Origin of the sequence: Pseudomonas fluorescens, assembly GCF_018614655.1 — a bacterium.
GTDB lineage: Bacteria > Pseudomonadota > Gammaproteobacteria > Pseudomonadales > Pseudomonadaceae > Aquipseudomonas > Aquipseudomonas fluorescens_BX.
In genome coordinates, this window is the sequence record NZ_JAGGOG010000003.1 from 64,181 (window position 1) to 89,392 (window position 25,212).

General features: G+C 58.6%; 33 protein-coding genes. 15 read left to right on the forward strand and 18 right to left on the reverse strand.

Going from position 1 to position 25,212, the window contains the following annotated elements; genetic code table 11:
* Positions 1-57: 57 nt before the first annotated feature.
* Positions 58-342 (reverse strand): hypothetical protein, encoded by a 285-nt coding sequence (locus tag J7E41_RS02875; protein WP_214989987.1) that lies wholly within the window; start codon positions 340-342, stop codon positions 58-60.
* A 184-nt stretch (positions 343-526) separates the two neighbouring features.
* On the opposite strand from J7E41_RS02875, the gene J7E41_RS02880 reads away from it, so the two are divergent.
* On the forward strand, positions 527-736 hold the full coding sequence (locus tag J7E41_RS02880) for a hypothetical protein (protein WP_169356316.1): 210 nt from the start codon (positions 527-529) through the stop codon (positions 734-736).
* A gap of 57 nt (positions 737-793) precedes the next feature.
* Here J7E41_RS02880 and J7E41_RS02885 read toward each other — a convergent pair whose 3' ends face one another.
* Positions 794-1,381 carry a YajG family lipoprotein gene (locus J7E41_RS02885; protein WP_214989989.1) on the reverse strand — a complete coding sequence of 196 codons (588 nt, stop codon included), beginning with the start codon at positions 1,379-1,381 and terminating at the stop codon, positions 794-796.
* Positions 1,382-1,563: 182 nt separating this feature from the next.
* Between J7E41_RS02885 and J7E41_RS02890 the strand changes: the two genes are divergently transcribed.
* Positions 1,564-1,797 (forward strand): hypothetical protein, encoded by a 234-nt coding sequence (locus J7E41_RS02890; protein WP_214989991.1) that lies wholly within the window; start codon positions 1,564-1,566, stop codon positions 1,795-1,797.
* Positions 1,798-2,529: 732 nt separating this feature from the next.
* The gene (gene mqo / locus J7E41_RS02895) at positions 2,530-4,065 is read left to right on the forward strand and encodes a malate dehydrogenase (quinone) (protein ID WP_214989993.1); all 1,536 of its coding nucleotides are present in this window, start codon (positions 2,530-2,532) and stop codon (positions 4,063-4,065) included.
* A gap of 102 nt (positions 4,066-4,167) precedes the next feature.
* Here the strand turns inward: mqo and J7E41_RS02900 are convergent, their stop codons facing one another.
* From J7E41_RS02900 to J7E41_RS02910, 3 genes are all read right to left on the reverse strand, one after another.
* On the reverse strand, positions 4,168-4,455 hold the full coding sequence (locus tag J7E41_RS02900; protein ID WP_214989994.1) for a PA4642 family protein: 288 nt from the start codon (positions 4,453-4,455) through the stop codon (positions 4,168-4,170).
* 126 nt (positions 4,456-4,581) lie between these two features.
* Positions 4,582-5,049 (reverse strand): WbuC family cupin fold metalloprotein, encoded by a 468-nt coding sequence (locus J7E41_RS02905; protein ID WP_214989996.1) that lies wholly within the window; start codon positions 5,047-5,049, stop codon positions 4,582-4,584.
* Positions 5,050-5,052: 3 nt separating this feature from the next.
* On the reverse strand, positions 5,053-5,610 hold the full coding sequence (locus tag J7E41_RS02910; RefSeq protein ID WP_214989998.1) for a hypoxanthine-guanine phosphoribosyltransferase: 558 nt from the start codon (positions 5,608-5,610) through the stop codon (positions 5,053-5,055).
* A 164-nt stretch (positions 5,611-5,774) separates the two neighbouring features.
* Here J7E41_RS02910 and upp point away from each other — a divergent pair, with 164 nt between their 5' ends.
* Both upp and J7E41_RS02920 read left to right on the forward strand, forming a co-directional pair.
* Entirely contained in the window at positions 5,775-6,413 is a 639-nt protein-coding gene (gene upp, locus J7E41_RS02915; protein WP_214990000.1) for a uracil phosphoribosyltransferase, read from the forward strand.
* A gap of 2 nt (positions 6,414-6,415) precedes the next feature.
* The gene (locus J7E41_RS02920; RefSeq protein WP_214990002.1) at positions 6,416-7,690 is read left to right on the forward strand and encodes a uracil-xanthine permease family protein; all 1,275 of its coding nucleotides are present in this window, start codon (positions 6,416-6,418) and stop codon (positions 7,688-7,690) included.
* An 87-nt stretch (positions 7,691-7,777) separates the two neighbouring features.
* Here J7E41_RS02920 and hisC read toward each other — a convergent pair whose 3' ends face one another.
* The 10 genes from hisC to J7E41_RS02970 form a co-directional block, all read right to left on the reverse strand.
* A complete protein-coding gene (gene hisC / locus J7E41_RS02925; protein ID WP_214990003.1) occupies positions 7,778-8,830 on the reverse strand; it encodes a histidinol-phosphate transaminase in 1,053 nt (350 codons plus the stop codon).
* A gap of 3 nt (positions 8,831-8,833) precedes the next feature.
* Positions 8,834-10,159, reverse strand: coding sequence for a histidinol dehydrogenase (gene hisD, locus J7E41_RS02930; RefSeq protein WP_214990005.1), 1,326 nt, complete (start codon positions 10,157-10,159; stop codon positions 8,834-8,836).
* Between the two features lie 128 nt (positions 10,160-10,287).
* Entirely contained in the window at positions 10,288-10,923 is a 636-nt protein-coding gene (gene hisG / locus J7E41_RS02935) for an ATP phosphoribosyltransferase (RefSeq protein ID WP_003188599.1), read from the reverse strand.
* 258 nt (positions 10,924-11,181) lie between these two features.
* Positions 11,182-12,447, reverse strand: coding sequence for a UDP-N-acetylglucosamine 1-carboxyvinyltransferase (gene murA, locus J7E41_RS02940; protein ID WP_169356328.1), 1,266 nt, complete (start codon positions 12,445-12,447; stop codon positions 11,182-11,184).
* Between the two features lie 23 nt (positions 12,448-12,470).
* Entirely contained in the window at positions 12,471-12,710 is a 240-nt protein-coding gene (locus J7E41_RS02945) for a BolA family protein (RefSeq protein ID WP_169356329.1), read from the reverse strand.
* Between the two features lie 114 nt (positions 12,711-12,824).
* Positions 12,825-13,130 carry an STAS domain-containing protein gene (locus tag J7E41_RS02950; protein WP_214990007.1) on the reverse strand — a complete coding sequence of 102 codons (306 nt, stop codon included), beginning with the start codon at positions 13,128-13,130 and terminating at the stop codon, positions 12,825-12,827.
* Entirely contained in the window at positions 13,127-13,780 is a 654-nt protein-coding gene (locus J7E41_RS02955) for an MlaC/ttg2D family ABC transporter substrate-binding protein (protein ID WP_214990009.1), read from the reverse strand. The genes J7E41_RS02950 and J7E41_RS02955 overlap by 4 nt, the downstream gene beginning before the upstream one ends.
* A gap of 11 nt (positions 13,781-13,791) precedes the next feature.
* Positions 13,792-14,259: an outer membrane lipid asymmetry maintenance protein MlaD gene (gene mlaD, locus J7E41_RS02960; protein WP_010170575.1), complete on the reverse strand. Its 468-nt coding sequence runs from the start codon at positions 14,257-14,259 to the stop codon at positions 13,792-13,794.
* Positions 14,259-15,056, reverse strand: a complete 798-nt coding sequence (gene mlaE, locus J7E41_RS02965; protein ID WP_169356332.1) for a lipid asymmetry maintenance ABC transporter permease subunit MlaE — start codon at positions 15,054-15,056, stop codon at positions 14,259-14,261. Before mlaE ends, mlaD begins: the two co-directional genes overlap by 1 nt.
* Positions 15,056-15,865, reverse strand: coding sequence for an ATP-binding cassette domain-containing protein (locus J7E41_RS02970; protein ID WP_214990011.1), 810 nt, complete (start codon positions 15,863-15,865; stop codon positions 15,056-15,058). Before J7E41_RS02970 ends, mlaE begins: the two co-directional genes overlap by 1 nt.
* Before the next feature lie 289 nt (positions 15,866-16,154).
* On the opposite strand from J7E41_RS02970, the gene J7E41_RS02975 reads away from it, so the two are divergent.
* The 10 genes from J7E41_RS02975 to J7E41_RS03020 all read left to right on the forward strand — a co-directional run bounded on the left by J7E41_RS02975 (position 16,155) and on the right by J7E41_RS03020 (position 23,174).
* Positions 16,155-17,129, forward strand: coding sequence for a KpsF/GutQ family sugar-phosphate isomerase (locus J7E41_RS02975; RefSeq protein WP_214990013.1), 975 nt, complete (start codon positions 16,155-16,157; stop codon positions 17,127-17,129).
* Entirely contained in the window at positions 17,130-17,654 is a 525-nt protein-coding gene (locus J7E41_RS02980; protein ID WP_214990014.1) for a KdsC family phosphatase, read from the forward strand.
* An 8-nt stretch (positions 17,655-17,662) separates the two neighbouring features.
* Positions 17,663-18,235 carry an LPS export ABC transporter periplasmic protein LptC gene (lptC, locus tag J7E41_RS02985; protein WP_214990016.1) on the forward strand — a complete coding sequence of 191 codons (573 nt, stop codon included), beginning with the start codon at positions 17,663-17,665 and terminating at the stop codon, positions 18,233-18,235.
* Positions 18,222-18,752 carry a lipopolysaccharide transport periplasmic protein LptA gene (lptA, locus tag J7E41_RS02990; RefSeq protein WP_214990018.1) on the forward strand — a complete coding sequence of 177 codons (531 nt, stop codon included), beginning with the start codon at positions 18,222-18,224 and terminating at the stop codon, positions 18,750-18,752. Before lptC ends, lptA begins: the two co-directional genes overlap by 14 nt.
* Positions 18,752-19,477 carry an LPS export ABC transporter ATP-binding protein gene (lptB, locus tag J7E41_RS02995; protein ID WP_154744722.1) on the forward strand — a complete coding sequence of 242 codons (726 nt, stop codon included), beginning with the start codon at positions 18,752-18,754 and terminating at the stop codon, positions 19,475-19,477. The genes lptA and lptB overlap by 1 nt, the downstream gene beginning before the upstream one ends.
* A gap of 198 nt (positions 19,478-19,675) precedes the next feature.
* Positions 19,676-21,169 carry an RNA polymerase factor sigma-54 gene (locus J7E41_RS03000; protein ID WP_214990019.1) on the forward strand — a complete coding sequence of 498 codons (1,494 nt, stop codon included), beginning with the start codon at positions 19,676-19,678 and terminating at the stop codon, positions 21,167-21,169.
* Positions 21,170-21,244: 75 nt separating this feature from the next.
* On the forward strand, positions 21,245-21,550 hold the full coding sequence (gene hpf, locus J7E41_RS03005) for a ribosome hibernation-promoting factor, HPF/YfiA family (protein WP_078740744.1): 306 nt from the start codon (positions 21,245-21,247) through the stop codon (positions 21,548-21,550).
* 10 nt (positions 21,551-21,560) lie between these two features.
* A complete protein-coding gene (ptsN, locus tag J7E41_RS03010; protein WP_214990021.1) occupies positions 21,561-22,025 on the forward strand; it encodes a PTS IIA-like nitrogen regulatory protein PtsN in 465 nt (154 codons plus the stop codon).
* Between the two features lie 2 nt (positions 22,026-22,027).
* The gene (gene rapZ / locus J7E41_RS03015; RefSeq protein ID WP_214990023.1) at positions 22,028-22,885 is read left to right on the forward strand and encodes an RNase adapter RapZ; all 858 of its coding nucleotides are present in this window, start codon (positions 22,028-22,030) and stop codon (positions 22,883-22,885) included.
* A 16-nt stretch (positions 22,886-22,901) separates the two neighbouring features.
* A complete protein-coding gene (locus J7E41_RS03020; protein ID WP_214990025.1) occupies positions 22,902-23,174 on the forward strand; it encodes an HPr family phosphocarrier protein in 273 nt (90 codons plus the stop codon).
* Positions 23,175-23,229: 55 nt separating this feature from the next.
* On the opposite strand, the gene J7E41_RS03025 is transcribed toward J7E41_RS03020, so the two are convergent.
* Genes J7E41_RS03025 through J7E41_RS03035 form a run of 3 tightly spaced genes read right to left on the reverse strand, consistent with a single transcriptional unit; the run spans position 23,230 to position 25,212 of the window.
* On the reverse strand, positions 23,230-24,123 hold the full coding sequence (locus J7E41_RS03025) for a ZIP family metal transporter (RefSeq protein ID WP_214990027.1): 894 nt from the start codon (positions 24,121-24,123) through the stop codon (positions 23,230-23,232).
* Positions 24,124-24,155: 32 nt separating this feature from the next.
* Positions 24,156-24,767, reverse strand: a complete 612-nt coding sequence (locus J7E41_RS03030; protein ID WP_214990029.1) for a superoxide dismutase — start codon at positions 24,765-24,767, stop codon at positions 24,156-24,158.
* A 1-nt stretch (position 24,768) separates the two neighbouring features.
* The gene (locus J7E41_RS03035) at positions 24,769-25,212 is read right to left on the reverse strand and encodes a DUF2753 domain-containing protein (protein WP_214990031.1); all 444 of its coding nucleotides are present in this window, start codon (positions 25,210-25,212) and stop codon (positions 24,769-24,771) included.

Here is a 25,212-nt window from a genome sequence, read left to right on the forward strand (position 1 = left end):
CTTCGCGAGCAAGTCGAATCGTCGCACCGCCGCTCCCACATTTGATTTGCGGGGTTCTTACAGACGGGTACTGAACCAGGACGCCACCAGCGCCAACCCGAGGCAAGCAAAACCCAGTCGGTAAGCAAGGCGCTGGGCACGCTGGGTTCGTACATCCAGAAACAGCATCGGCTGATCAACGGCCCGCTCTTCGCTAAGCGCTGCCAAATGAGCCAGGGCGCGTTGTTCACGCAGGCGCGTGACAGACAGCAGCCAGGCGCCGGGGCAAGCGGCGAGCAATGCGAATGCATTGAGTAGTGTTGCAGCGTTAACGCCGAGCACGGAAAGTGGCAACGACATCATGAACCTCGGTGTCACTGTGGCCTTGGTATCAAACAGGTTACAAACCTGACCGATATGCGCTGCTTGCGCTTACGTAACTGCTCCGTCCCCCATTAACGGCTAATGTATCCAGTAATTTACGCCGTCACCTGAACGTCACCTTAACAAGCCACTCTGTTGCCCTTCCAAAGCCCAGGAGCTTGTCATGCTGCACGCACAAAACCAGGACCGCCTGTATCTGATAACCCAAAGCGACGAACAAGAGGCACTCGTCGGTGGCTTGGCGTTCAATGTCCAGGATCGGCATTGGCTGGTGTACTGCGCCCTCGGTGGGCACTTGCACGCCGACCTTCCGGAGCTGGATTTACTGACCGGAGTGAGCGTGCTGGACTTTTATGTCGAATCGGCCGCATGAAGACTGCAGGCACAAAAAAACCGGGCTCATCACTGAGCCCGGTTTTTTTATCAGCGTTTACTGCGAGCTGAGGAGCTGGCTGACGCTCGGGTCCTTGAACAGGCGAGTCAGGGCGTCACTCAGGACATCGCCGACCAGCTTGGTATTGGTTTCCTGGTTCGGCGCCATGCCGAAGCGCTGGTCCAGGGACGCAGCGTAGCGGCCGCTGTAGCGACGGGTGCCAGCAGACACATCGGACTTGAAGGTCGCACCAATGGTGGCCTCAGTCACGTACAAGCCTTCCTTGGGTGACTGATACTTCAATTCGGCCAGGGTCACGGTCAACTGCGGGGCACCCGGGGAGTTACTGGTCGGGGTGAACCCCAGCAGGCGCACAGCCGCTTCGGCCTGAGCTTGCAACTTGGGCAGTATGTCGGCGCCTGTCACGGTGATGGCGCTGGTTTCCGGGTACAGGCCACCGCGGGTGCCGAGGGTCGGCGACGGACGACCATCAACCACACGTACCGACACCGGCTGGCCATGGCCGACGGCTGCCAGCGCAGTGGTGATTTTCGGTTGCGGGCTGAGTTGTTGCGGGCTGTGGGCGCAGCCAACCAGGGTCAAACTGGTCACAGTGATCAAACCGAACAACAGGCGTTGCAACATACTCATTTCTCCAGGACTAGATGCAAACAGGGCGCCAGTATAACGGCGCGTGGGCGTCACTCACCAGAAATCCTGAACATTGGCTGAACTGACGATGAAATTACAATTTTGCATAGAATCGTCACTCCAGTGTCATGCCAGACTGACATTCTTCGAGCATGTAACGGATCAGGTACACAGCCATGCGCCTTCTCAAATCATTGTTCATGTCCCACTCCGCTCATCGGTACTTTGCGCTGCTTGATGCCCAAGGCTGCTGCCTGGCATTTAAACAGTGCAATCTGCCGCCCGTCGGCGACGGATGGGTGGAAGTCGAGGAGATTCGATTGAGCTGGATGCACCGTCCATTGCCCGCCAGCGCACGGATCAGCCCACGGGTTTTGCACCCACATACCCGGCAAGCGTTGGCCTCCTGACCAGATGCTTAATAAAAGTCATTAAACAGGACCATTTGCGCGCATTTCTTCGCTACAATCTCCCCCCGATTATAAGGACGTCTCCTGATCGGGCCTCGCAGCATCGCTAATGCCTTGGTATTAGCTCCCCCGCACCGCCCACAGAGAGCCGCCCACACAGATCGAGTGAAGCTGGCGAGCTTGCTGTTTTGTCTGCAAAACCACCGCCTTCACCGAATCTGCCAGAGCTGCCATTGCGCTCGGCCACTTGAGTTGTTTGCCCGTTATGCCGCGTGTCGGCAGTGGTTTCGGGCCAGGTGCCAGGCTGGGGCAGCCCTTTTTTGAGGTTCACGTCTTCAAAAGAGCGTGAAAAAACGGGTTTTCACAACTTCACAAGAGTGTGGCGAGCAAATGAATAGTTTTGCGTTTGTACAAGCACCATCAGCGTCTGGCACTGCCCAACCACACAGGACCGAGTACTCCTCAAGAACTGGAGTTTGAAGCCTGTCCGCTACGGATTTGGTTGCACGATCGGACGTACTTGACCATAAGTCGAATTGCCACAGGAGCCCTTAAATGCGTTCATACGCAGATCAGGCCCGGTCGGCAGCGTCCGCTGAAGTTGCAAAAAAATTGCGAAGAATCGGACATGGCGATCCTGGCCATGGGTAACCTGGGGCATCACGTGAACCGCCCCGTCACTCCTGGCAGCCATGCCGTCAATTTGGTGCTGCAGATTTTGGAGACGCGTTAATGGCGCATAACGAAGCAGTCGACGTAGTACTGGTAGGTGCGGGCATCATGAGTGCCACCCTCGCCGTACTGCTCAAAGAGCTCGACCCCGGCCTCAAGCTGGAAGTCGTTGAGCTGATGGATTCGGGTGCCGCGGAAAGTTCCAACCCGTGGAACAATGCCGGTACCGGCCACGCCGGGCTGTGTGAGCTGAACTACACGCCTGAGGCTGCCGATGGTTCCATCGACATCAAGAAAGCCGTGCACATCAACACCCAGTTCGAGGTGTCGAAGCAGTTCTGGGCTTACCTGACCAAGAAAGGCACCTTTGGCTCGTCCAAATCCTTTATCAGTCCGGTACCGCACCTGAGCTTCGTGCAGGGCGAAAAAGGCGTGTCATTCCTCAAGAAGCGCTTTGAAGCCCTCAGCCAGCACCACGCCTTCTCGGACATGCACTACACCGAAGACCGTAGCGAGATGGCCGAGTGGATGCCGTTGATGATGCCCGGCCGCCCGCTGGACGAAAAAAACGCTGCCACCCGTGTGATGAACGGTACCGACGTCAACTTTGGCGCCCTGACCAATCAGTTGCTGTCGCACCTGACCAGTTCGGCGGATGCCCAGGTCAAGTACAGCAAGCGCGTCACCGGCCTCAAGCGCAACGGCGCCGGCTGGACCGTGAGCATCAAGGACGTCAACAGCGGCAATTCCCGTGATGTCGACGCCAAGTTCGTGTTCCTGGGTGCCGGTGGCGCGGCCCTGCCGCTGTTGCAAGCCTCGGGCATCGAAGAAAGCAAAGGCTTCGGCGGCTTCCCGGTCAGCGGCCAGTGGCTGCGTTGCGATAACCCGGAAGTGGTCAAGCACCACCAGGCCAAGGTCTACAGCCAGGCTGCCGTGGGTTCGCCACCGATGTCCGTGCCGCACCTCGACACTCGCGTCGTCGACGGCAACAAGTCCCTGCTGTTCGGGCCATACGCCGGCTTCACCACCAAGTTCCTCAAACATGGCTCGTTCCTCGACCTGCCGATGTCGGTTCGCGCCGGCAACATTGGTCCGATGCTGGCCGTGGCCCGCGACAACATGGACCTGACCAAGTACCTGGTCAGCGAAGTCATGCAGTCCATGGAGCAACGCCTGGAGTCCCTGCGTCGCTTCTACCCCGAGGCGAAAGCCGAAGACTGGCGCCTGGAAGTGGCCGGCCAACGGGTGCAAATCATCAAGAAAGACCCGAAGAAAGGCGGCGTGCTGCAATTCGGTACCGAACTGGTTGCCGCCAAGGATGGTTCTCTGGCGGCACTACTGGGCGCCTCCCCAGGTGCTTCGGTGACCGTCTCGATCATGCTGGAACTGATCGAACGTTGCTTCCCGGCCAAAGCTGCTGGCGAGTGGGCCACCAAACTGCAGGAAATCTTCCCGGCACGGGAAAAGATCCTGGAGACCGATGCGGCGCTGTATCGCAAGATCAACACGCAGAACAACATCAGCCTGGAACTGGTTGATGCAGGAGCGAGCTTGCTCGCGAAAAACGTTAACGATGACGCAGCGCGCTTGGTTTAACGCGGCGCTCTCAGGCTCTTCGCGACCAAGCTCGCTCCTACGGTAAACGCAAAAACGCCCCGCTCTCTTTTGGAGAACGGGGCGTTTTTTTGTCAGGGCAAATCAGCCGCGAGCTTTTTCGATCAGCTCGATGTACTCGGCGGCGTTGCGCTGATCCTTGATGACTTCAACGAACGTCAGGCCATGCTCATCCTTGCCATCAAGGTCCAGGCCGGCTTCCTTGAAGAAACCCACAAAGCGCTCGAAGTCGTCGATACGCAGACCACGATAAGCCTTGATCAGTTTGTGCAGGGACGGTGAAGTGGCGTCTACCGGCTCGAAATCCAGGAACAGCTTGATCTGCTCGTCGCCGATCTCATCACCAATCACCTGTTTCTTATCTTTACGCATTACCGACTCCAGCCTGCAGACATTTACACGGGGCGGGCAGTTTAACTCCGCTGCTACCTCGAACGCACCGCCCCGGTGTGCAAATCCGCCCAGACAGGGCCATTGACGATGGTCCAGCACTCTAGCTCAATCGAACTGGGCAAGCATCCAGCGCTGATACTCAGCCACTTCGGCATCACCTTCTCGAGGCGCCCAACTCGCCAGCTCGCCCTCGCTGACTGGCCGATAAGGCCCCGCCTTGCATTCGAACATCAAGGTATCGGGTTCCAGCACCACCAGGCCGTGAAATACGCCCGGAGGCAAATCAACACCCTGGCATTCACCACCCGCCTGCATCACGCGCTTGGCCAATACTTCACCGGTCTCACTGAAAATCAACAGACCCAGGCAGCCCTTGAGCACCAACAAGGTTTCCGCCTTGTCGGCACTCAGGTGACGATGCGGAGGCACATAAGTCGAGGGTTGCAGGCCCACCGCCATGCGATGACAAGGCTCTTCCATCTGATGGAAGTTATGGTGATGCCGGCCACGTGGGCTGTTGGCCGCTTTCTCAGCCAACTCGGCAAACAGCGACTGATCAAGAAAGCTGGCCATTGATTACATCCCCTTGACGGCATAAATGCCGTTGGCGTTGCGCCAGTAACCCTTGTAGTCCATGCCATAACCAAAGATGTAGCGGTCAATGCACGGCAGGCCAACGTAGTCGGCTTTCAGATCTGGACGGGCCTTGCGGTCGTGCTCCTTGTCGATCAGCACGGCGGTGTGCACTTTACGGGCGCCCGCGTGTTTGCAGAAGTCGATGATCGCGCCCAAGGTATGACCTTCGTCGAGGATGTCGTCGATGATCAACACGTCGCGGTCGATGAACGATACTTCCGGCTTGGCCTTCCAGAACAGGTCGCCGCCGCTGGTTTCATTGCGATAACGGGTGGCGTGCAGATAGGACGCCTCCAAAGGGAATTGCAGATGAGTCAGCAGTTTTCCGGCGAAAATCAGACCACCATTCATCACACAAAAGACCACCGGGTTGGTGTCGGCCATTTCGCGAGTGATGTGAGCGCCGACCTTGGCGATTGCCTCTTCGACTTGCGATTCGGTGTACAGGCAGTCAGCCTCTCGCATGATTTGACGGATATGCTCGAGATCAGCGGACATGGCGCTCTCCAAGGGTGCTTATGGCAAGAAAAGCGGGCGAAGGTACGCTTCTGGGACGCAACGATCAAGCCTTAATGGACTAACGTACTAGATGTCTATAGGACAACACCGTCGGATAGATTAATCTAGGCCGGTTTTTTTGCCCGCCGCCGGAGCCTTTCCCTATGCCTACCCGTGAGATCCGCCATCCGCTGATCCGACACAAGCTCGGCCTTATGCGCCGCGCCGACATTAGCACGAAGAACTTCCGCGAGCTTGCTCAGGAAGTCGGAGCGTTGCTGACTTATGAAGCCACAAAAGACTTGCCCCTGGAGTCCTATGAGATCCCTGGCTGGGCCGGTCCTGTCCAGGTCGAGAAGATCGCCGGCAAGAAAATTACCGTGGTGCCGATCCTGCGTGCCGGTATCGGCATGCTCGAAGGCGTACTGAGCCTGATCCCGGGCGCCAAGGTCAGCGCCGTGGGCGTAGCCCGCAATGAAGAAACCCTGCAGGCCCACACTTACCTGGAAAAACTGGTCCCGGAAATCGACGAACGCCTGGCCATGATCATCGACCCGATGCTCGCCACCGGCAGTTCCATGGTCGCCACCATCGACCTGCTGAAAAAAGCCGGCTGCAAGGACATCCGCGCCATGGTGCTGGTAGCCGCGCCCGAAGGTATCGCCGCCGTCGATAAAGCGCATCCGGACGTGGTGATCTACACCGCCTCCATTGATGAGCGCCTTAACGAACACGGCTACATCATCCCAGGCCTGGGCGATGCCGGTGACAAGATCTTCGGCACCAAGCAGAAGGACGCGTGACCATGCAGGATGAATTCAACGACCCGCTTTGGCGCCAGATCCTGTCTGGCGCACAGATGCTCTTCGTGGCATTTGGCGCGTTGGTGTTGATGCCACTGATCACAGGTCTGGATCCGAACGTCGCACTGTTTACCGCAGGTCTGGGCACGCTGTTGTTCCAGATAGTCACCGGGCGTCAGGTGCCGGTATTCCTGGCCTCCAGCTTTGCCTTTATCACCCCGATCATTCTCGCCAAGGGCCAATTCGGCCTCGCGGCGACCATGGGCGGCGTGATGGCGGCCGGTTTCGTTTACACCTTCCTGGGCCTTGCGGTTAAGGTCAAGGGCACCGGTTTCATTGACCGGTTGCTGCCGCCGGTGGTCATCGGTCCGGTCATTATCTCCATTGGCCTGGCCATGGCGCCGATTGCCGCCAACATGGCCATGGGCAAAGCCGGTGATGGCTCCGAACTGATTCACTACCAGACGGCCATGCTGATCTCGATGCCGGCACTGTTGACCACACTGATCGTGGCGGTGTTCGGCAAAGGCATTTTCCGCCTGGTGCCGATCATCTCGGGCGTGCTGGTAGGTTTTGCCATGGCGTTCTACTTCGGCGTGGTCGATACGGCCAAGATTGCCGCCGCACCGTGGTTCGCCCTTCCCCACTTCACTGCACCGGAGTTCAACTGGCAGGCGATTCTGTTTATCGTCCCGGTGGCCCTGGCGCCGGCGATCGAACATATCGGTGGCGTGATTGCCGTCGGCAGCGTGACCGGTCGCGACTACCTGAAAAAACCCGGCCTGCATCGCACGTTGCTGGGTGACGGTATCGCCACCACGGCTGCCGGCATGTTCGGCGGCCCACCCAACACCACCTACGCCGAAGTGACTGGCGCAGTGATGCTGACCAAGAACTACAACCCGAAGATCATGACCTGGGCAGCAGTGTTTGCCATCACCCTGGCGTTTATCGGCAAGTTCGGCGCGTTGCTGCAAAGCATTCCGGTGCCGGTGATGGGCGGGATTCTGTGCCTGCTGTTCGGCTCGATTGCCGCAGTGGGGATGAACACGCTGATCCGTCACAAGATCGACTTGGGGGAAGCACGCAATCTGGTGATTGTTTCGGTGACCCTGGTGTTCGGGATTGGTGGTGTGCTGGTCGGCACCGGGACGGGTCCGGACGACTTCGGCCTGAAGGGCATCGCCCTGTGTGCAGTGGTAGCGATTGCCTTGAATCTGCTATTGCCGGGCAATGATGGCTGGAAGCACAAGAAGCCGGATGAGCCGTTGCTGTAACGGGCACCACAGATCCAGTGTGGGAGCGGCGGTGCGAGCAAAGTCGAATCGTCGCACCGCCGCTCCCACATTTGGTTTCAGCGCCGGTTAAAGCTCGCCCAACGCGTCGATCAACGCCTGATTCTGCTCAGGCGTACCGATGCTGATGCGCAGGAACTGGGCAATCCGCTCCTGCTTGAAGTGCCGCACGATCACCCCTTGTTCCCGCACCTTCGCTGCCAGCGCCGCCGCATCATGCCGCGGGTGACGGGCAAAGATGAAGTTCGCCGCCGAAGGTAGTACCTCAAAGCCTTTTGCCTGCAACTGCCCCACAACCTTTTCCCGGCTGTCGATCACTAACTGGCAGGTCTTCTCGAAGTACTCACGGTCCTCGAATGCGGCCGCCGCGCCGACAATCGCCAGGCGATCCAGCGGGTAGGAGTTGAAGCTGTTCTTGATCCGCTCCAGCGCTTCAATCAGGTCCGGATGCCCTACCGCCAGGCCCACCCGCAGCCCTGCCAGGGAGCGCGACTTGGACAGGGTCTGAGTCACCAGCAGGTTCGGGTAGCGGTCCACCAGGCTGATGGCAGTTTCGCCGCCGAAGTCGATGTAGGCTTCATCGACTACCACCACTGAGTCTGGGCTGGCCTGGAGGATCTGCTCCACTGCGGCGAGCGCCATCACGCAACCGGTCGGTGCGTTCGGGTTGGGGAATATAATCCCGCCGTTGGGCTTGGCGTAGTCCGACGCACGAATCTGAAAGTGCTCATCCAGCGGTACCGCGTCGAACGCGATGCCGTAGAGGCCGCAGTACACCGGGTAAAAGCTGTAGCTGATGTCCGGGAACAGCAGCGGTTGATCGTGCTGGAACAACCCGTGGAAGATATGGGCCAGCACTTCGTCAGACCCATTACCGAGGAATACCTGCGCCGTTTGCACGCCGTAATACTGCGCCACAGCCTGCTTGAGCAGATCGCCATTGGGATCCGGGTACAAACGCAGGTTGTCGTTCAATTCGCCTTGCATGGCTGCCAGCGCCTTGGGCGATGGGCCATAAGGGTTTTCGTTGGTGTTGAGCTTGACCAGCTTGGCCAGCTTCGGTTGTTCGCCAGGCACGTAGGGCACCAGGTTCTTGACGAACGGGCTCCAGAATTTACTCATGTCTCAGTTCCCCTGCTTGTCGTCAAGAATGCGGTATTCCGCGCTACGGGCGTGGGCAGTCAGCGACTCGCCGCGCGCCAGCACTGAAGCTGTCTTGCCCAGCTCTGACGCGCCCTGAGGCGAGCAGAAGATGATCGACGAGCGCTTCTGGAAGTCGTAAACCCCAAGCGGCGACGAAAATCGCGCAGTACCCGAGGTCGGCAACACGTGATTGGGACCGGCGCAGTAGTCGCCCAAGGCTTCGCTGGTGTGACGCCCCATGAAGATTGCACCGGCGTGACGAATCAGCGGCAGCCAGGCTTGTGGATCGGCCACGGACAGCTCCAGGTGCTCCGGCGCAATGCGGTTGGCCACTTCGATGGCCTGCTCCATGTCACGGACCTGAATCAGCGCACCACGGCCATTGATCGATTTCTCGATGATCTCGGCGCGCTCCATGGTCGGCATCAACTTGGCGATGCTGGCGGCGACCTTATCAAGGAATTCAGCGTCGGGACTGACCAGAATCGCCTGGGCGTCCTCGTCGTGTTCAGCCTGGGAGAACAGGTCCATGGCGATCCAGTCAGGATCGGTCTGGCCATCGCACACCACGAGGATTTCCGAAGGGCCGGCAATCATGTCGATGCCAACCTGACCAAATACATGGCGCTTGGCGGTGGCGACATAGATGTTGCCGGGACCGACCACTTTGTCGACTTTCGGCACACTTTCGGTGCCGTAGGCCAGTGCCGCTACGGCCTGGGCACCACCGATGGTGAACACCCGGTCGACACCAGCGATGCAGGCGGCGGCCAGTACCAGTTCGTTGATTTCGCCGCGCGGGGTAGGCACCACCATGACCACTTCGGTCACGCCGGCGACTTTGGCTGGAATCGCATTCATCAGCACCGAGGATGGGTAGGACGCTTTACCGCCCGGTACGTACAAGCCGGCACGGTCCAGCGGGGTAACCTTCTGGCCCAGCACGGTGCCGTCGGCCTCGGTGTAGCTCCAGGAGTCCTGCTTTTGCTTCTCGTGGTAGCTGCGCACTCGTGCCGCCGCGACTTCCAACGCTTCGCGCTGGGGAGCGGTGATACGGGTCAGCGCCAGCTCCAGGCGTTCGCGGGGCAGGATCAGGTCAGCCATGGAGGCAACGTCCAGGCCATCGAACTGCCGGGTGAAGTCCACCAGCGCCGCGTCACCGCGCTCGCGTACGCCCTTGATGATGTCGAGCACCCGCTGGTTGACCGAATCGTCAGACACACTTTCCCAGCTCAGCAGATGATCCAGATGATGGGCGAAATCAGGATCGGCAGCGTTGAGTCGGGCGATTGCAGTGGACGTGGTCATAGCGAGGGCCTCATAGGATTGGCAAAAATGCTCAGGCGCCGAAAAGTTAGCAGTCGATCCGCTTGGGCACCTGAGAATTCTGGCTATGAGGCGGATAGACGGGCGCGACCTAAGGCCGCGCGGGTGAGTCAACCGCGGTGTCGAGACTCCACTGCCTTGCGCAGGGTGTCGATCAACGCCTGGATACGAGCGTGCTGCATTTTCATTGAAGCTTTGTTGACGATCAGCCGGGAGCTGATATCGGCAATGAAGTCTTGGGGTTCCAGGCCATTGGCGCGCAGGGTGTTGCCGGTGTCGACCACGTCGATGATCTTGTCAGCCAGACCGATCAGCGGTGCCAGCTCCATCGAGCCGTAAAGCTTAATGATGTCGACCTGACGGCCCTGCTCGGCGTAGTAGCGCTTGGCAACGTTGACGAACTTGGTTGCCACTCGCAGGCGGCCCTTGGGCTCGACATCGCCGACACGGCCGGCGGTCATCAGCTTGCACAGGGCAATGCGCAGATCCAGCGGCTCGTACAGGCCCTGGCCACCGTATTCCATCAGCACGTCCTTACCAGCGACGCCGAGGTCTGCCGCGCCATGCTCAACATAGGTCGGCACGTCGGTGGCACGCACGATCAGCAGGCGAACGTCGTCCTGGGTCGTGGGGATGATCAGCTTGCGGCTCTTGTCCGGATTCTCGGTCGGCACGATGCCCGCTTCAGCCAGAAGCGGCAAGGTGTCGTCAAGGATGCGGCCCTTGGACAGTGCGATGGTCAACATGGGAAACGTCAGTCCTTCATCAGGCTATTGCTGCCCGGTCGCAATCGGCGCCGGACACAGATCAAGGCCATTACAGCCTCGATTTGAAACAAATCCAATACCGCTCAGTTAACAGCAAACACAGTCATGTGGCGAGCGGGCTTGCCCGCGTTGGACTGCGCAGCAGTCCCAGTCTTTTTAAACAAAGAGCAGGGCCGCTTCGCGCCCCAACGCGGGCAAGCCCGCTCGCCACAATGACCGAATTTGTAGTCCCCGGGACTAGCCCGGTACGCGGCGAATTTTCGCGCCGAGCATCTGCAGTTTCTCTTCGATGCACTCGTAGCCACGGTCAATGTGGTAGATGCGATCGATCAGGGTATCGCCGTCGGCGCACAGTGCCGAGATCACCAGGCTGGCGGAAGCGCGCAGGTCGGTAGCCATCACTGGCGCGCCCTTGAGCTTGTCGATACCGGTGACGATGGCGGTGTTGCCTTCGACCTGGATCTTGGCGCCCATGCGATGCAGTTCATACACGTGCATGAAGCGGTTTTCGAAGATGGTCTCGATGACCGCACCGGTGCCTTCAGCAATTGCGTTCAGGGAAATGAACTGCGCTTGCATGTCGGTCGGGAACGCCGGGTACGGAGCGGTGCGTACGTTCACGGCTTTTGGCCGCTTGCCGTGCATATTCAGCTCGATCCAGTCTTCACCGGTAGTGATTTCAGCACCGGCTTCCTTGAGTTTTTCCAGGACAGCTTCAAGGATGGTCGGATCAGTGTCCTTGACCTTGACGCGACCGCCGGTCACGGCAGCGGCGACCAGGTAGGTACCGGTCTCGATGCGGTCCGGCATCACTTTGTAGGTGGCCGAGTGCAGACGCTTCACACCTTCGATGGTGATGGTGTCGGTACCCGCGCCGGTGATGTTGGCACCCATGGCGATCAGGAAGTTCGCCAGGTCGACGACTTCCGGTTCACGCGCGGCGTTTTGCAGGACGCTGCGGCCGTTGGCCAGTGCAGCCGCCATCATGATGTTCTCGGTACCGGTCACGCTGACGGTATCAAAGAAGAAATTGGCACCACGCAGGCCGCCTTCCGGCGCCTTGGCCTTGATGTAGCCACCTTCGACGTCGATGGTTGCGCCCATGGCTTCGAGGCCACGGATGTGCAGGTCCACCGGACGCGAGCCGATGGCGCAACCGCCAGGCAATGCAACTTCGGCTTCGCCGAAACGGGCAACCATTGGGCCCAGCACCAGGATCGAGGCACGCATGGTTTTCACCAGTTCGTACGGGGCGATCAGGGTCTTGATGGTGCGCGGGTCAATTTCGACGCTGAGTTTCTCGTCGATCACCGGCTCGATGCCCATGCGACCGAACAGTTCGATCATGGTGGTGATGTCGTGCAGGTGCGGCAGGTTGGCTACAGTCACCGGGCCATCGCACAGCAGGGTAGCTGCCAGGATCGGCAGGGCGGAGTTCTTCGCCCCGGAAATGCGGATCTCGCCATCAAGACGAGCACCGCCAGTAATAATCAATTTATCCATAAGAATCTCGACGCCTTGGGGGCTCAGGTGCGCTCGGCCCAGGCCGCGCGGCTGAAAAATTTCATAGTGACCGCATGGATGCTGCCATCGGTGATCCATGGGTTCAAATGGGCATAGATCTGCTGCTGACGCTTGACCGGGCTCAGTGCCGCCAGTTCATCGCTAATCACGTTCAGCTGGAAGTTGCAGCCTTCGCCTTCAACTTCGACCTTCGTATCTGGCAGCTTTCCTTCAAGGAAGCTCTTCACTTCTAGGGCCTGCATGCTCAACCTCTATCGGCGCCCAGTGCGCGCGGGTCGCACATCATACAAAAAAGCCCCGCGCCTGCGAACCCCGCATAGCAGGACTCTGACGGGGGGCTTCTTTAATAATGTGTATTAAGGGTGCGCCAACAGCTCGGTCAGACCGGAAACCTGGGCTATTTCACGCATGTCTTCGGGCAATGCCCGAATGCTGACCGGCTTTTTGACTGCCTCAGCATCGCGCATAAAACACAGCAACAATGACAAACCGACGCTGCTGGATTTCACCACCGCCGAGCAATCCAGCACCAGCGCAGGAGAGGTGCTGGCATTGATCAGCGCCTGGCCCTGCTTGCGCAGGGCTGGCCCGGTGCTGTAATCCAGCACGCCGCTGAGCAACAGCTCACCGGACTCGCCAAGGCGAATGGCCGACTCGGTCATTGGGCAGGCTTCCCGGCAGCTTTGTCGGTTTCTTCCTTGGCCTTGGCGACTTCACCGGCCCAACCATTGATGGTTTTGTCCAGGTCATTGCCATTGCGCTGCATTGCATCCGCAAACTGATCACGGAACAGCTTGCCAATATTGATGCCGTTGATGATCACGTTACGCAGTTTCCACTCGCCGTTAATCTTTTCCAGGGTGTAAGCCACGGGATACACCGCGCCGCTGCTACCCTTGACGGTCATGCTGACACTGGTACGGTCACCCGACTCATCCTTTGGCGCATCAACGGTAATGCCCTGGTTGTTGTACTCAAGCAGTGCATTGCCATAGAACTGAAACAGGCCGCGCTTGAAGTTTTCCTGAAAGCGGGTCATTTGCTCAGGTGTCGCCTTGCGCGAGTACTTGACGGTCATGATGCTTTTGGAGATGCCTTCGGCATCCACCACCGGACCGACAATAGTATTCAGCGCTTCATAAAAGTCGCTCGGGTCCTGCTTGTACTTTTCCTTGTTGGCCTGCAAATCGGCCAACATCCTGTTGGTCGTGTCCTGCACCAGGTCATGCGCAGAACCTGCAGCGACCGCATTTGCCATCATCGGCAACGCTGCAAGCAGTACCAGCAGGCTACGTCGCAAGGTAGAGATCATGAACACATTCCTCATTTGGCGTCTTTGTTAACGGTATTGAGCAGGAACTTTCCGATCAGGTCCTCCAGCACCAGCGACGACTGAGTGTCATGAATGGTCGAACCATCCTTGAGCAGGGCTGTTTCCCCGCCCACACTGATACCAATGTACTTTTCACCCAGCAAACCCGCCGTGAGAATAGACGCCGTGGAGTCGGTCGGCAGATTATCCACCTTCTTGTCCACTTGCATTGTCACCCGGCCAGTGAAGCTGTCGCGATCCAGATCGATAGCCGTGACCTTGCCGATGGTTACACCCGCCATGGTCACTTTAGCTCTGACAGTCAAACCGGCGATATTGTCGAAGTAGGCGTAAAGTTTATACGTATCGGCCGTAGGGCTGGCCGAGAGGCCGCTGACTCGCAGGGCGAGCAACAGTAAAGCCAGGATGCCAGCCAGCAAGAAAAGGCCGACACCGATTTCCACAGTGCGGTTTTGCATCAGAAATCTCCAAACATCAAGGCGGTCAAAATGAAGTCAAGGCCCAGTACTGCCAACGAGGCGTACACAACGGTCTTGGTGGTGGCGCGACTGATCCCTTCTGAGGTGGGCTCGCAGTCATAGCCTTGGAATACGGCAATCCAGGTCACTACAAAGGCAAAGACAATGCTCTTGATGATGCCGTTGAGCACGTCACCGGTGAAGGTCACACTGTTTTGCATGTTGGCCCAGTAGGAGCCGTCATAGACCCCCAGCCAGTCCACCGCCACCCACGAACCGCCCCAAATCCCGACCACGCTGAAAATCATCGCCAGCAGTGGCAGAGAGATGAAACCGGCCCACAGGCGCGGGGCAACAATGTATTTGAGCGGGTCCACGCCGATCATTTCCAGGCTGGACAGCTGTTCGGTGGACTTCATGTTGCCGATTTCCGCCGTCAGCGCCGAGCCGGCACGCCCGGCAAACAGCAACGCAGTGACCACCGGCCCCAGTTCACGCAACAACGTCAGGGCGACCATCTGCCCTACCGCCTGCTCGGAACCGTAGCTGGAGAGGATATTGAAACCCTGCAACGCCAGCACCATGCCGATGAACATCCCGGAGACCACAATGATCACCAGGGACATCACGCCCACCGAGTGCAGTTGCTTGAGCAGCAGGCCAAAACCGCCACCGATACCGCCGCGGCCGAGCAAGGCATGAAACAGGAAAATCGTCGAACGGCCGAGCACTTCGACAATGTCGATGCCCGAACGGCCGAAAAGGCGAACCTTCTCGATTAAAGATGTCTTGCGCATCAGCGCTTCCCCAGAAGATCTGAGCGGTAGTCCGCTGCCGGAAAATGAAAAGGCACCGGGCCATCGGGATCGCCGGTCATGAATTGACGAATCCGCGGGTTATCAGCGTTCATCAGCTCTTCAGGCGTACCCTGCCCCAATACCTGGCCATCACCCACCACATAGAGGTAGTCGGCAATGCTCGCGGTTTCGGCCAAGTCGTGAGAGACCACGATACTGGTAATACCCAGGGCATCATTGAGCAGGCGGATCAAGCGCACCAGCACACCCATGGCAATCGGGTCCTGGCCGACGAAAGGTTCGTCATACATGAGAATCTGCGGGTCCAGGGCAATGGCGCGAGCAAGGGCCACTCGGCGCTTCATGCCGCCGGACAATTCGTCGGGCATCAGGTCGATGGCACCGCGCAGCCCTACGGCCTGCAGTTTCAGCAACACAATGTCACGAATCATTTCGTCGGACAGTTGAGTGTGCACCCGCAGCGGAAACGCCACGTTCTCGAACACATCCAGGTCAGTGAACAGCGCGCCGCTCTGGAACAGCACGCCCATGTGCTTGCGGGCATCGAACAGATCGCTGCGCGACAGCGTCGGCAGGTTCAGCCCATTGACCCAGACTTCGCCGGCACTTGGGCGCAATTGCATGCCCATCAGGCGCAGCAATGTGGTCTTGCCGCAACCGGAAGGCCCCATGATGCCCGTGACCTTGCCGCGGGGAATGCGAATATCCACATTATTGAAGATGCTGCGCGTACCGCGCTTGAAGGAAAGGCCCTTCAGCTCGACCGCGTAGGCGTTATCGGCACTCATCTAAACTCCTTGGGATGCAGCCTCTCGCTCAGACACCTTGTTTTGATTAAATGCTTACGACAAATAAACACAAAGGCTGCGCGGACCGAACTGGCGGCGAACTATATCACTGTCGATACAGCGCGCCCAAGGCCGGAACAGAGCTTGTTCAGAATCAGGACAGGTAAAAAATTGTATTTGAGAGGGTTCCCGCAACGCGGCCCGAACTAAAGGCTGACGAACTTGCGTGAGGGAATTGATCATTACCGCTATAATCGCCGACTTTTCGTCAGGCTATACGATTTCAGACATGAGCCAATCCAGCGACCTTATTCAATCCGCACAACGCACCATCCGCCTCGAGCTTGAAGCCGTAGAAGGCTTGCTGGCCCATATCGACGCAGATTTCGTACGCGCATGCGAGATGATTCTGGCCAGCAAAGGCCGCGTTGTCGTGGTTGGCATGGGCAAATCCGGCCACGTCGGCAACAAAATTGCCGCCACCTTGGCGAGCACGGGGACCACCGCGTTTTTCGTGCATCCGGCCGAGGCCAGTCACGGCGACATGGGCATGATCACCCGGGATGACATCATTCTGGCGCTGTCCAACTCCGGCACCACCAACGAAATCGTCACCCTGCTGCCCCTGATCAAGCGCCTGGGCATCAAGCTGATCAGCCTCACCGGCAACCCGGATTCGACGCTGGCGAAGGCCGCCGAAGTGAATTTGAATGTGCATGTGGCCCATGAAGCCTGCCCACTGAACCTGGCCCCGACCTCCTCTACCACCGCCGCCCTGGTGATGGGTGATGCGCTGGCGGTGGCCCTGCTGGAGGCCCGCGGCTTTACTGCCGAGGATTTCGCGTTTTCCCATCCTGGGGGCGCATTGGGCCGTCGGTTACTGTTGAAAGTGGAAAACGTGATGCACTCGGACGAAGAAATGCCGCAGGTCCAGCGCGGCACCCTTCTGCGGGATGCATTGATGGAAATGACCCGTAAACGCTTGGGCATGACCGCTATCCTGGAGGCTGATGGGCGTCTGGCCGGGGTCTTCACCGACGGTGACCTGCGCCGCACCCTGGACCGCAGCATCGATATCCACACCGCAACCATCGACGATGTCATGACGCCTCATGGCAAGACCGCGCGCCCTGAAATGCTCGCAGCCGAAGCCCTGAAGATCATGGAAGACAACAAAATCCTTTCCCTGGTGGTGGTTGATGCCGACGATCACCCGATTGGCGCCCTGAACATGCACGACTTGCTGCGTGCGGGAGTGATGTAAATGACCACCGACCTGTTGCAACGTGGCAAGAACATCAAGTTGGCGATTTTCGACGTTGACGGCGTGCTGACCGATGGCCGCCTGTACTTCCTCGAAGACGGCAGCGAATTCAAGACGTTCAACACCCTCGACGGCCAGGGCATCAAGATGCTGATGGCTGCGGGTGTACAAACCGCCATTATCAGCGGTCGCAAGACCCCCGTTGTGGAACGTCGCGCACAAAATCTGGGGATTCCTCACCTCTATCAGGGCCGCGAGGATAAACTGGTCGTCCTGGATGAGCTTCTTGGCCAACTCAACCTAAGCTATGAGCAGGTTGCCTACCTGGGTGACGACTTGCCTGACTTGCCGGTGATTCGCCGGGTCGGCCTGGGCATGGCGGTGGCCAATGCCGCAGCCTTTGTCCGCGAGCACGCCCACGGCATCACGACCGCCCGCGGGGGCGAAGGCGCCGCCCGTGAGTTCTGCGAGTTGATCCTGCGCGCCCAGGGCAGCCTTGAAGCGGCCCACGCCGCCTACCTATAGAGCTTTGTATGCTGAGTAAAAAGATTCGCAATTTCCTGTTATTCGCCGTCATCGCCGCGTTGTTCGCGGCGGTTGGCTACTGGAATATCAGCCCGGAGCGCTTCCTCGACCAGCCTGTTGCGCAGGTCGACCAGAGCGCTATCGACTATTACGCCACTAATGCCTACAGCATCCAGTTCCTGCCCGATGGCAAGGTTCAGTATGAGATGACCTCGGAAAAGGTCGATCACATGAAGGCCTCGCAGATCACGATGCTGACCAAACCGGACATGCAACTGTATCGCGGTGCAGAGTTCCCCTGGCATGTCACCAGCGAACGTGGCGAGGTCAATCCCGACGGCACCGAGGTCGAACTGATCGACTCGGTTCGCGTCGCGCGTACCGATGCACAGAATCGCGCCACCCTCATTACCAGCAGTCGCATGACCGTATTCCCACAGAAGCAATATGCGCAGACCGAGCAAGACGTTAGAATCGACGGCGCTGGCGGTGTATCGACTGGCAAGGGAATGAAAGCGTATTTGAAAGAAAGCAGGATACACCTGCTATCGAACGTAAGAGGACAGTATGAGGCTCGTTAAAACCCTCCCTATTTTGCTCGGTCTGGGCGCAGCACTGGGAAGCGTGAGCGCCTGGGCTCTGCCGAACGATAGCCAGCAACCGATCCACATCTCGGCTGACGATGCGCAACTGGATGACAAGAAAGGTGTCGCGACCTACACCGGTGACGTGATCATCACCCAGGGTTCGATGATCGTTAAAGGCAATACCGTGACGCTCACTCGCAACGCTGCGGGCGAAATCGACGTGGTAACGTCGGTGGGCAATCTTGCCTACTTCGAGCAGTTGCAAAAGCAGACCGACCCGACGCCGGTCAAAGGCTACGCCGTGACCATCCAGTACCATGCCCAGCAAAACCGCATCGTGCTGATCGACAAGGCCAAGGTCATCAACGACGGCAACACCACCGAAGGCGAGAAAATCGTCTACGACACCGTCAAGCAGATCGCCCAGGCAGGTCGCGCCAACGGCAGCAAGGTCACACAGCAGCGTCCACGTATCGACATGGTTATCCAGCCGAAGAAGAAGGCCGAGTAATGGCAACCCTGAAAGCCCAGCATCTGGCCAAGGCCTATAAAAGCCGTCAGGTCGTGCGCGACGTCAGCTTGTCGATCGACAGCGGCCAGATCGTCGGCTTGCTCGGCCCCAACGGTGCCGGCAAGACCACCTGCTTCTACATGATCGTTGGCCTGGTACAGGCCGACCAGGGTCGAGTACTGATCGACGACCTGGACGTCAGCCACCAGCCCATGCACGGTCGTGCACGGGCGGGTATCGGCTATCTTCCTCAGGAAGCATCGATCTTCCGCAAACTGTCGGTATCCGACAACATCATGGCGATCCTCGAGACCCGCAAGGAACTCGACCGCGCCGGGCGCAAGAAAGAGCTGGAAAGCCTGCTGCAGGAATTCCACATCAACCACATTCGCGACAACCTCGGCATGAGCCTCTCCGGCGGCGAGCGTCGTCGCGTGGAAATCGCTCGCGCCCTGGCCACTGCACCGAAATTCATCCTGCTGGACGAACCCTTCGCCGGTGTCGACCCGATCTCGGTCGGCGATATCAAGCAGATCATCCATCATCTCAAGGCCAAGGGTATCGGTGTATTGATCACCGACCACAACGTCCGAGAAACCCTCGATATCTGCGAAACAGCCTATATCGTCAACGATGGGCAACTGATTGCCGAAGGCGATTCCGCCACCATCCTGGCCAACGAACTGGTCAAGGAAGTTTACCTGGGCCACGAGTTCCGTCTGTAAGCAGCATCCTGCAAGCAGCATGGTGTCTGGCCCTTCGCCGAGGAGCGTGAGCAACAATAAAAACCTCAATATTTTTATTGTTACCGCGCTCTAGGCAAAGCCCCCGATATCAGGCATATAATTTGCTTATGTTTGGCGCTCACGCGCCCTGTCGTGGATGGCGCACTGCGCCGGCGAATAAGGTGTTAAGCCCCTGCCATGAAACCATCGCTAGTCCTGAGAATGGGCCAGCAGCTGACGATGACACCTCAGCTGCAACAGGCCATCCGCCTGCTCCAATTGTCGACCCTGGACCTGCAACAGGAAATCCAGGAGGCCCTGGAGTCCAATCCGATGCTCGAACGCCAGGAAGAAGGCGAAGACTTCGATAATGCCGACCCGCTGGCCGATAATGTCGAGCAAAAACCCAATACCGATATCCAGGAACCCTCCTACCAGGAAACCGCCCCGACGGTAGACAACCTCGAGGAAGGTGAATGGAACGAACGCATTCCCAATGAGCTGCCGGTCGACACCGCCTGGGAAGACGTGTACCAGACCAGCGCCAGCAGCCTGCCCAGCAACGACGATGACGAGTGGGACTTCACCACCCGCACCTCCGCCGGCGAAAGCCTGCAAAGTCATCTGCTGTGGCAACTGAACCTGGCGCCGATGTCCGACACCGATCGGCTGATCGCCGTGACCCTGATCGACTGCATCAATAACCAGGGCTACCTGGACGAGACACTGGAAGAGATCCTCGAAGCCTTCGACCCGGAACTGGACATCGAACTGGACGAAATCGAAGCCGTCCTGCACCGCATCCAGCAGTTTGAACCTGCCGGGATCGGTGCCCGCAACCTCAGTGAGTGCTTACAACTGCAACTGCGGCAACTGCCGGCCAAGACGCCGTGGCTGGCCGAAGCCCAACGCCTGGTCACCGACTTCATCGACCTGCTGGGCAGCCGCGACTACAGCCAACTGATGCGCCGGATGAAGCTCAAGGAAGATGACCTGCGCCAGATCATCGAACTGATTCAGAGCCTCAACCCGCGCCCCGGCTCGCAAATCGAGTCCAGTGAAGCCGAATATGTCGTTCCCGACGTGATCGTGCGCAAGGACAACGAACGCTGGCTGGTAGAGCTGAACCAAGAATCGGTGCCACGCCTGCGGGTCAATCCACAATATGCCGGTTTCGTCCGTCGCGCCGACACCAGTGCCGACAACACCTTCATGCGCAACCAGTTGCAGGAAGCACGCTGGTTCATCAAAAGCCTGCAGAGCCGTAACGAAACCCTGATGAAAGTGGCTACCCAGATCGTCGAGCATCAGCGCGGCTTTCTGGAGTACGGCGATGAAGCGATGAAACCGCTGGTGCTGCACGATATCGCCGAAGCGGTGGGTATGCACGAATCGACGATTTCCCGGGTTACCACGCAAAAATTCATGCATACCCCGCGGGGTATTTATGAACTGAAATACTTTTTCTCCAGTCACGTCAGCACCTCCGAAGGCGGCGAATGCTCGTCCACGGCAATCCGCGCGATCATCAAAAAACTGGTTGCCGCGGAAAATCAGAAAAAGCCGTTGAGTGACAGCAAGATCGCTGGTTTACTGGAGGCACAAGGCATTCAGGTCGCCCGTCGAACCGTCGCCAAGTACCGCGAGTCCCTGGGGATCGCGCCTTCCAGCGAGCGTAAGCGTTTGATGTGACGGGCGGGCCATAGCGTTCCAGTGGTGGGTATTCCTACCCACCGCTTTATGCACTGGCAACGAAGGAGAAGCTGTATGCAAGTCAACATCAGTGGACACCATGTAGAAGTCACCCCTCCATTGCGCGAATACGTCGAGCAGAAGCTGAAGCGACTTGAGGGTCATTTCGACAAGATCACCAATGTGCAGGTCATCATGAAGGTCGATAAGCTTCAGCAGAAAATCGAAGCTACCCTTCAGATACCCGGTGGCGAAGTGGTCGCCAATGCCGAGCATGAAGACATGTATGCATCGATCGATGCCTTGACTGACAAGCTTGACCGCCAACTTAAAAAGCATAAGGAAAAGAACCTGCACCTGATGCAAGGTACAGGTCGCTAACTCTCCCCCCATGATCCGACTTGAAACCATCCTGACCCCCGGCCGTTCCCTCGTGAACGTGCCGGGCGGCAGTAAAAAGCGCGCCCTCGAACAAATTGCCAACCTGATCGGCCGCGAAGTGCCCGAGCTGGATACGCAAGCTGTGTACGAGGCCCTGATTGCCCGTGAAAAGCTCGGTTCAACCGGCTTTGGCAACGGCATCGCCATTCCTCATTGCCGCTTGCAAGGCTGTGAGTCGCCAGTCAGTGCCCTGCTGCACCTGGACGCCCCTATCGATTTCGACGCCATCGACGGCGCCCCCGTGGACCTGCTCTTCGTCCTGCTGGTCCCGCAAGCTGCCACCGATGCGCACCTGGAACTGCTCCGGCAGATCGCCAGCATGCTCGACCGCAAAGAAGTGCGTGACAAACTGCGCAACGCCAACAGCAATGAGGCGTTGTATCAGGTCGTCCTGGATGAACAGAACGGGCAGTAATCATGCGTTTGATCATCGTCAGCGGCCGCTCCGGCTCAGGTAAAAGTACTGCCCTCAATGTTCTTGAGGACAACGGCTTCTATTGCATTGATAACCTGCCCGCCGGCCTGTTGCCTGAGCTTGCGGAGCGCGCCTTGATCCACACCGAGCTGGCGCAACCGCTGGTGGCCGTGTCCATCGACGCCCGCAACCTGCCCAGCCACCTCACACGCTTCCCGGAACTGCTCGAAGAAGTGCGCAGCAAACACATTCACTGTGATGTGCTGTACCTGGATGCCGACGAAGAAACCTTGTTGAAGCGCTTCTCCGAAACCCGGAGACGCCACCCGCTGAGCAGCCCGCACCGCTCGCTGGCCGAAGCCATCGAGGACGAGACCAAGCTGCTGGGCCCAATCATTGATTTGGCCGACCTGAAGATCAACACCACGAACCTGAACCTGTATCAACTGCGCGACGCCATCAAGCTGCGCCTGTTGAACCAGCCGGAGCCCGGTACAGCGTTCCTGGTGGAGTCGTTCGGCTTCAAGCGAGGCATGCCGGTGGACGCCGATCTGGTGTTTGATGTGCGCTGCCTGCCCAACCCGTACTGGAAGCCGGAGCTGCGCGACCAATCCGGCCTGGATCAACCGGTGGCCGATTATCTGGCGGCACAACCGGATGTCGAGGAGATGTTCCAGGACATCTCCAGCTACCTGCTCAAATGGCTGCCGCGCTTTGCTGCCAGCAATCGAGCCTATGTCACCATTGCCATTGGCTGCACCGGCGGGCACCACCGTTCTGTCTACCTGACGGAGCGCCTGGGCCAGGTGTTGCAGCAAACCCTCAAGAATGTCCAGGTTCGCCACCGCGACCTTAGCTGAAAGGAACACCCCCGCGATGCCCGCTCTGGAAATTGAAATCATCAACAAGCTGGGTTTGCATGCCCGGGCCTCAGCCAAGTTTGTCGGCGTTGCGGGGCAGTTTCCTTGCCAGATCAGGGCCGGGCGCACTCCGGAATCCATGGTTGATGGCAAAAGCATCATGGCCATGATGATGCTGGCTGCGGGCAAAGGCACCTGGATTCATTTGAAGACTGAAGGCGAGCAAGAGGATGAAGCGATGGCCGCTCTGGTAAAACTGATCAATGACTACTTTGACGAGGGTGAATAAGCCCTCTCTTGCCCTGTGATCGTTCCCATCGGCGGGAACGATCAATAGAAGCGCCCTACCCCAGCGCCGTATCCATCACCATCATCAAACAAAACCCGACACACAACCCCAGGCTGGCCAGCTTGTCATGGCCATTGCGCCGCGACTCGGGTATTACTTCGTGAGTCACTACCAGCAACATCGCACCAGCCGCCAACGCCAACCCCAAGGGCAACAGCACCTGCGCCAGGCTCACCAGCCAGGCACACAATACGGCAAACACCGGCTCGACCAATCCGGACGCAGCACCGATCAGAAATGCCTTGATCCGCGACATCCCCGCACCCGCCAACACCAACGCAATCACCAGCCCTTCCGGCACATCCTGCAACGCGATGCCCATGGCCAGGCTATCTGCGTCAGGCATGCCGCCCCCCGCCGACACGCCGACCGCCATGCCTTCGGGAATGTTATGGGCAATGATGGCAAACACAAACAACCAGATGCGCGGCGGGATAACCGGGTGCTCCGGCGTGCCCACCAGCATTTGCGGACTGACACCTGAGACTTTGCGATCCACCAGAAACAGCCCGAACGCCCCCAGCATGATGCCGAAACTGATCAGCCCGCTGGCCGACCAAGACGATAAACCAAGACTTTCGGCTGCGGCGATACCGGGCACGATCAGCGAGAACGCCGTCGCCGCCAACATCACACCGGCACCAAAACCGAGCAAAGTATCACTCACCGCCAATGGCATCCGGCGAATTACCAGCACCGGCACCGCCCCTAAAGCCGTGCCCAGGGCACAGATGGCCCCACCTTGCAGGGCGCGCAATATACGCGGTTCCAGATCCAGCCAGGCCAGCCCTTGAGCCACCAGCAATGCAGTTCCTGCCAACAGCAACAGCGAGCCAAACGCATAACGAAACATTCGCACGCTGCCGATCGCCAGTGTTTCAGTGCCCATAGTCAGCCTTAGATCTTGTTATAGAACGGGTGTCAGGCGAGCGCAGCGTGGTACCGCTCGGCGACTTCTGGCCAGTTGATGACGCTGTAGAACGCATTGATGTATTCCGGACGGCGGTTCTGGTACAGCAGGTAATAAGCGTGCTCCCAGACGTCCAGACCGAGAATCGGTGTATTGCCGCTCATTAGCGGGCTGTCCTGATTACCACTGCTTTGCACCACCAGGGTTTTTTGCGGGGTTACGCTCAACCAGGCCCAGCCGCTGCCAAAACGAGCCAATGCGGCTTTGGTGAAGGCTTCCTTGAAGCTGTCGAAACCGCCCAACTGTTCATCAATAGCCTTACCCAACACGCCATCCGGCTTGCCTCCGCCCTTGGGCGACATGACCGCCCAGAACAACGAGTGGTTGGCATGGCCGCCGCCCTGATTGATCACCGCGGCACGCAGCTTCTCCGGCAATTGCTGGACGCTGGACACCAGCTTCTCCACCGGCCAACCCGCCCACTCGGTGCCCTCGACCGCCGCGTTCAGGTTATTGATGTAGGTCTGATGGTGCTTGGTGTAGTGAATCTCCATGGTTTGTGCATCGATATGCGGTTCCAGGGCGTCGTAGGCGTAGGGCAAGACAGGCAAGGTGTGGGTCATATCAATGTGCTCCATAGTGAGGACTGTTGCGGGGCGGCGCATCCGATTGCGTCGCATGACTGCCCAGCAAGCGATAGGTACGTGGGTACTCGCCGTGATCGCTGATAAAATTCAACAGTTCAACGTAGGTTTTGCTGCTCTGACGCAGCGCCGCTTCTCGAAGTAGCGGGTTCAAGCGGGCGTCCTGCATGGCCTGCAACAGGCGCTGGTGAATGGCACAGAGGTATTCCGCGCTTTCTTCCGGCTGATTCAGGCGCAGGTGCAAGTCTGCGAGGTTGTGATGGGAAATGACGCAAGCCGCCACTGCTTCGTCGGCATCCGCCCAGCGCTCAAACAACACTTGGGCCAGGGCCAGGGCTTGCAAGTAATGCTCGCGAGCGTCCACCAGCTCGCCTTGCATAAAGCAGCGATTAGCCCTTTCGATCGTGCGTTTCCAGTGCTCCAT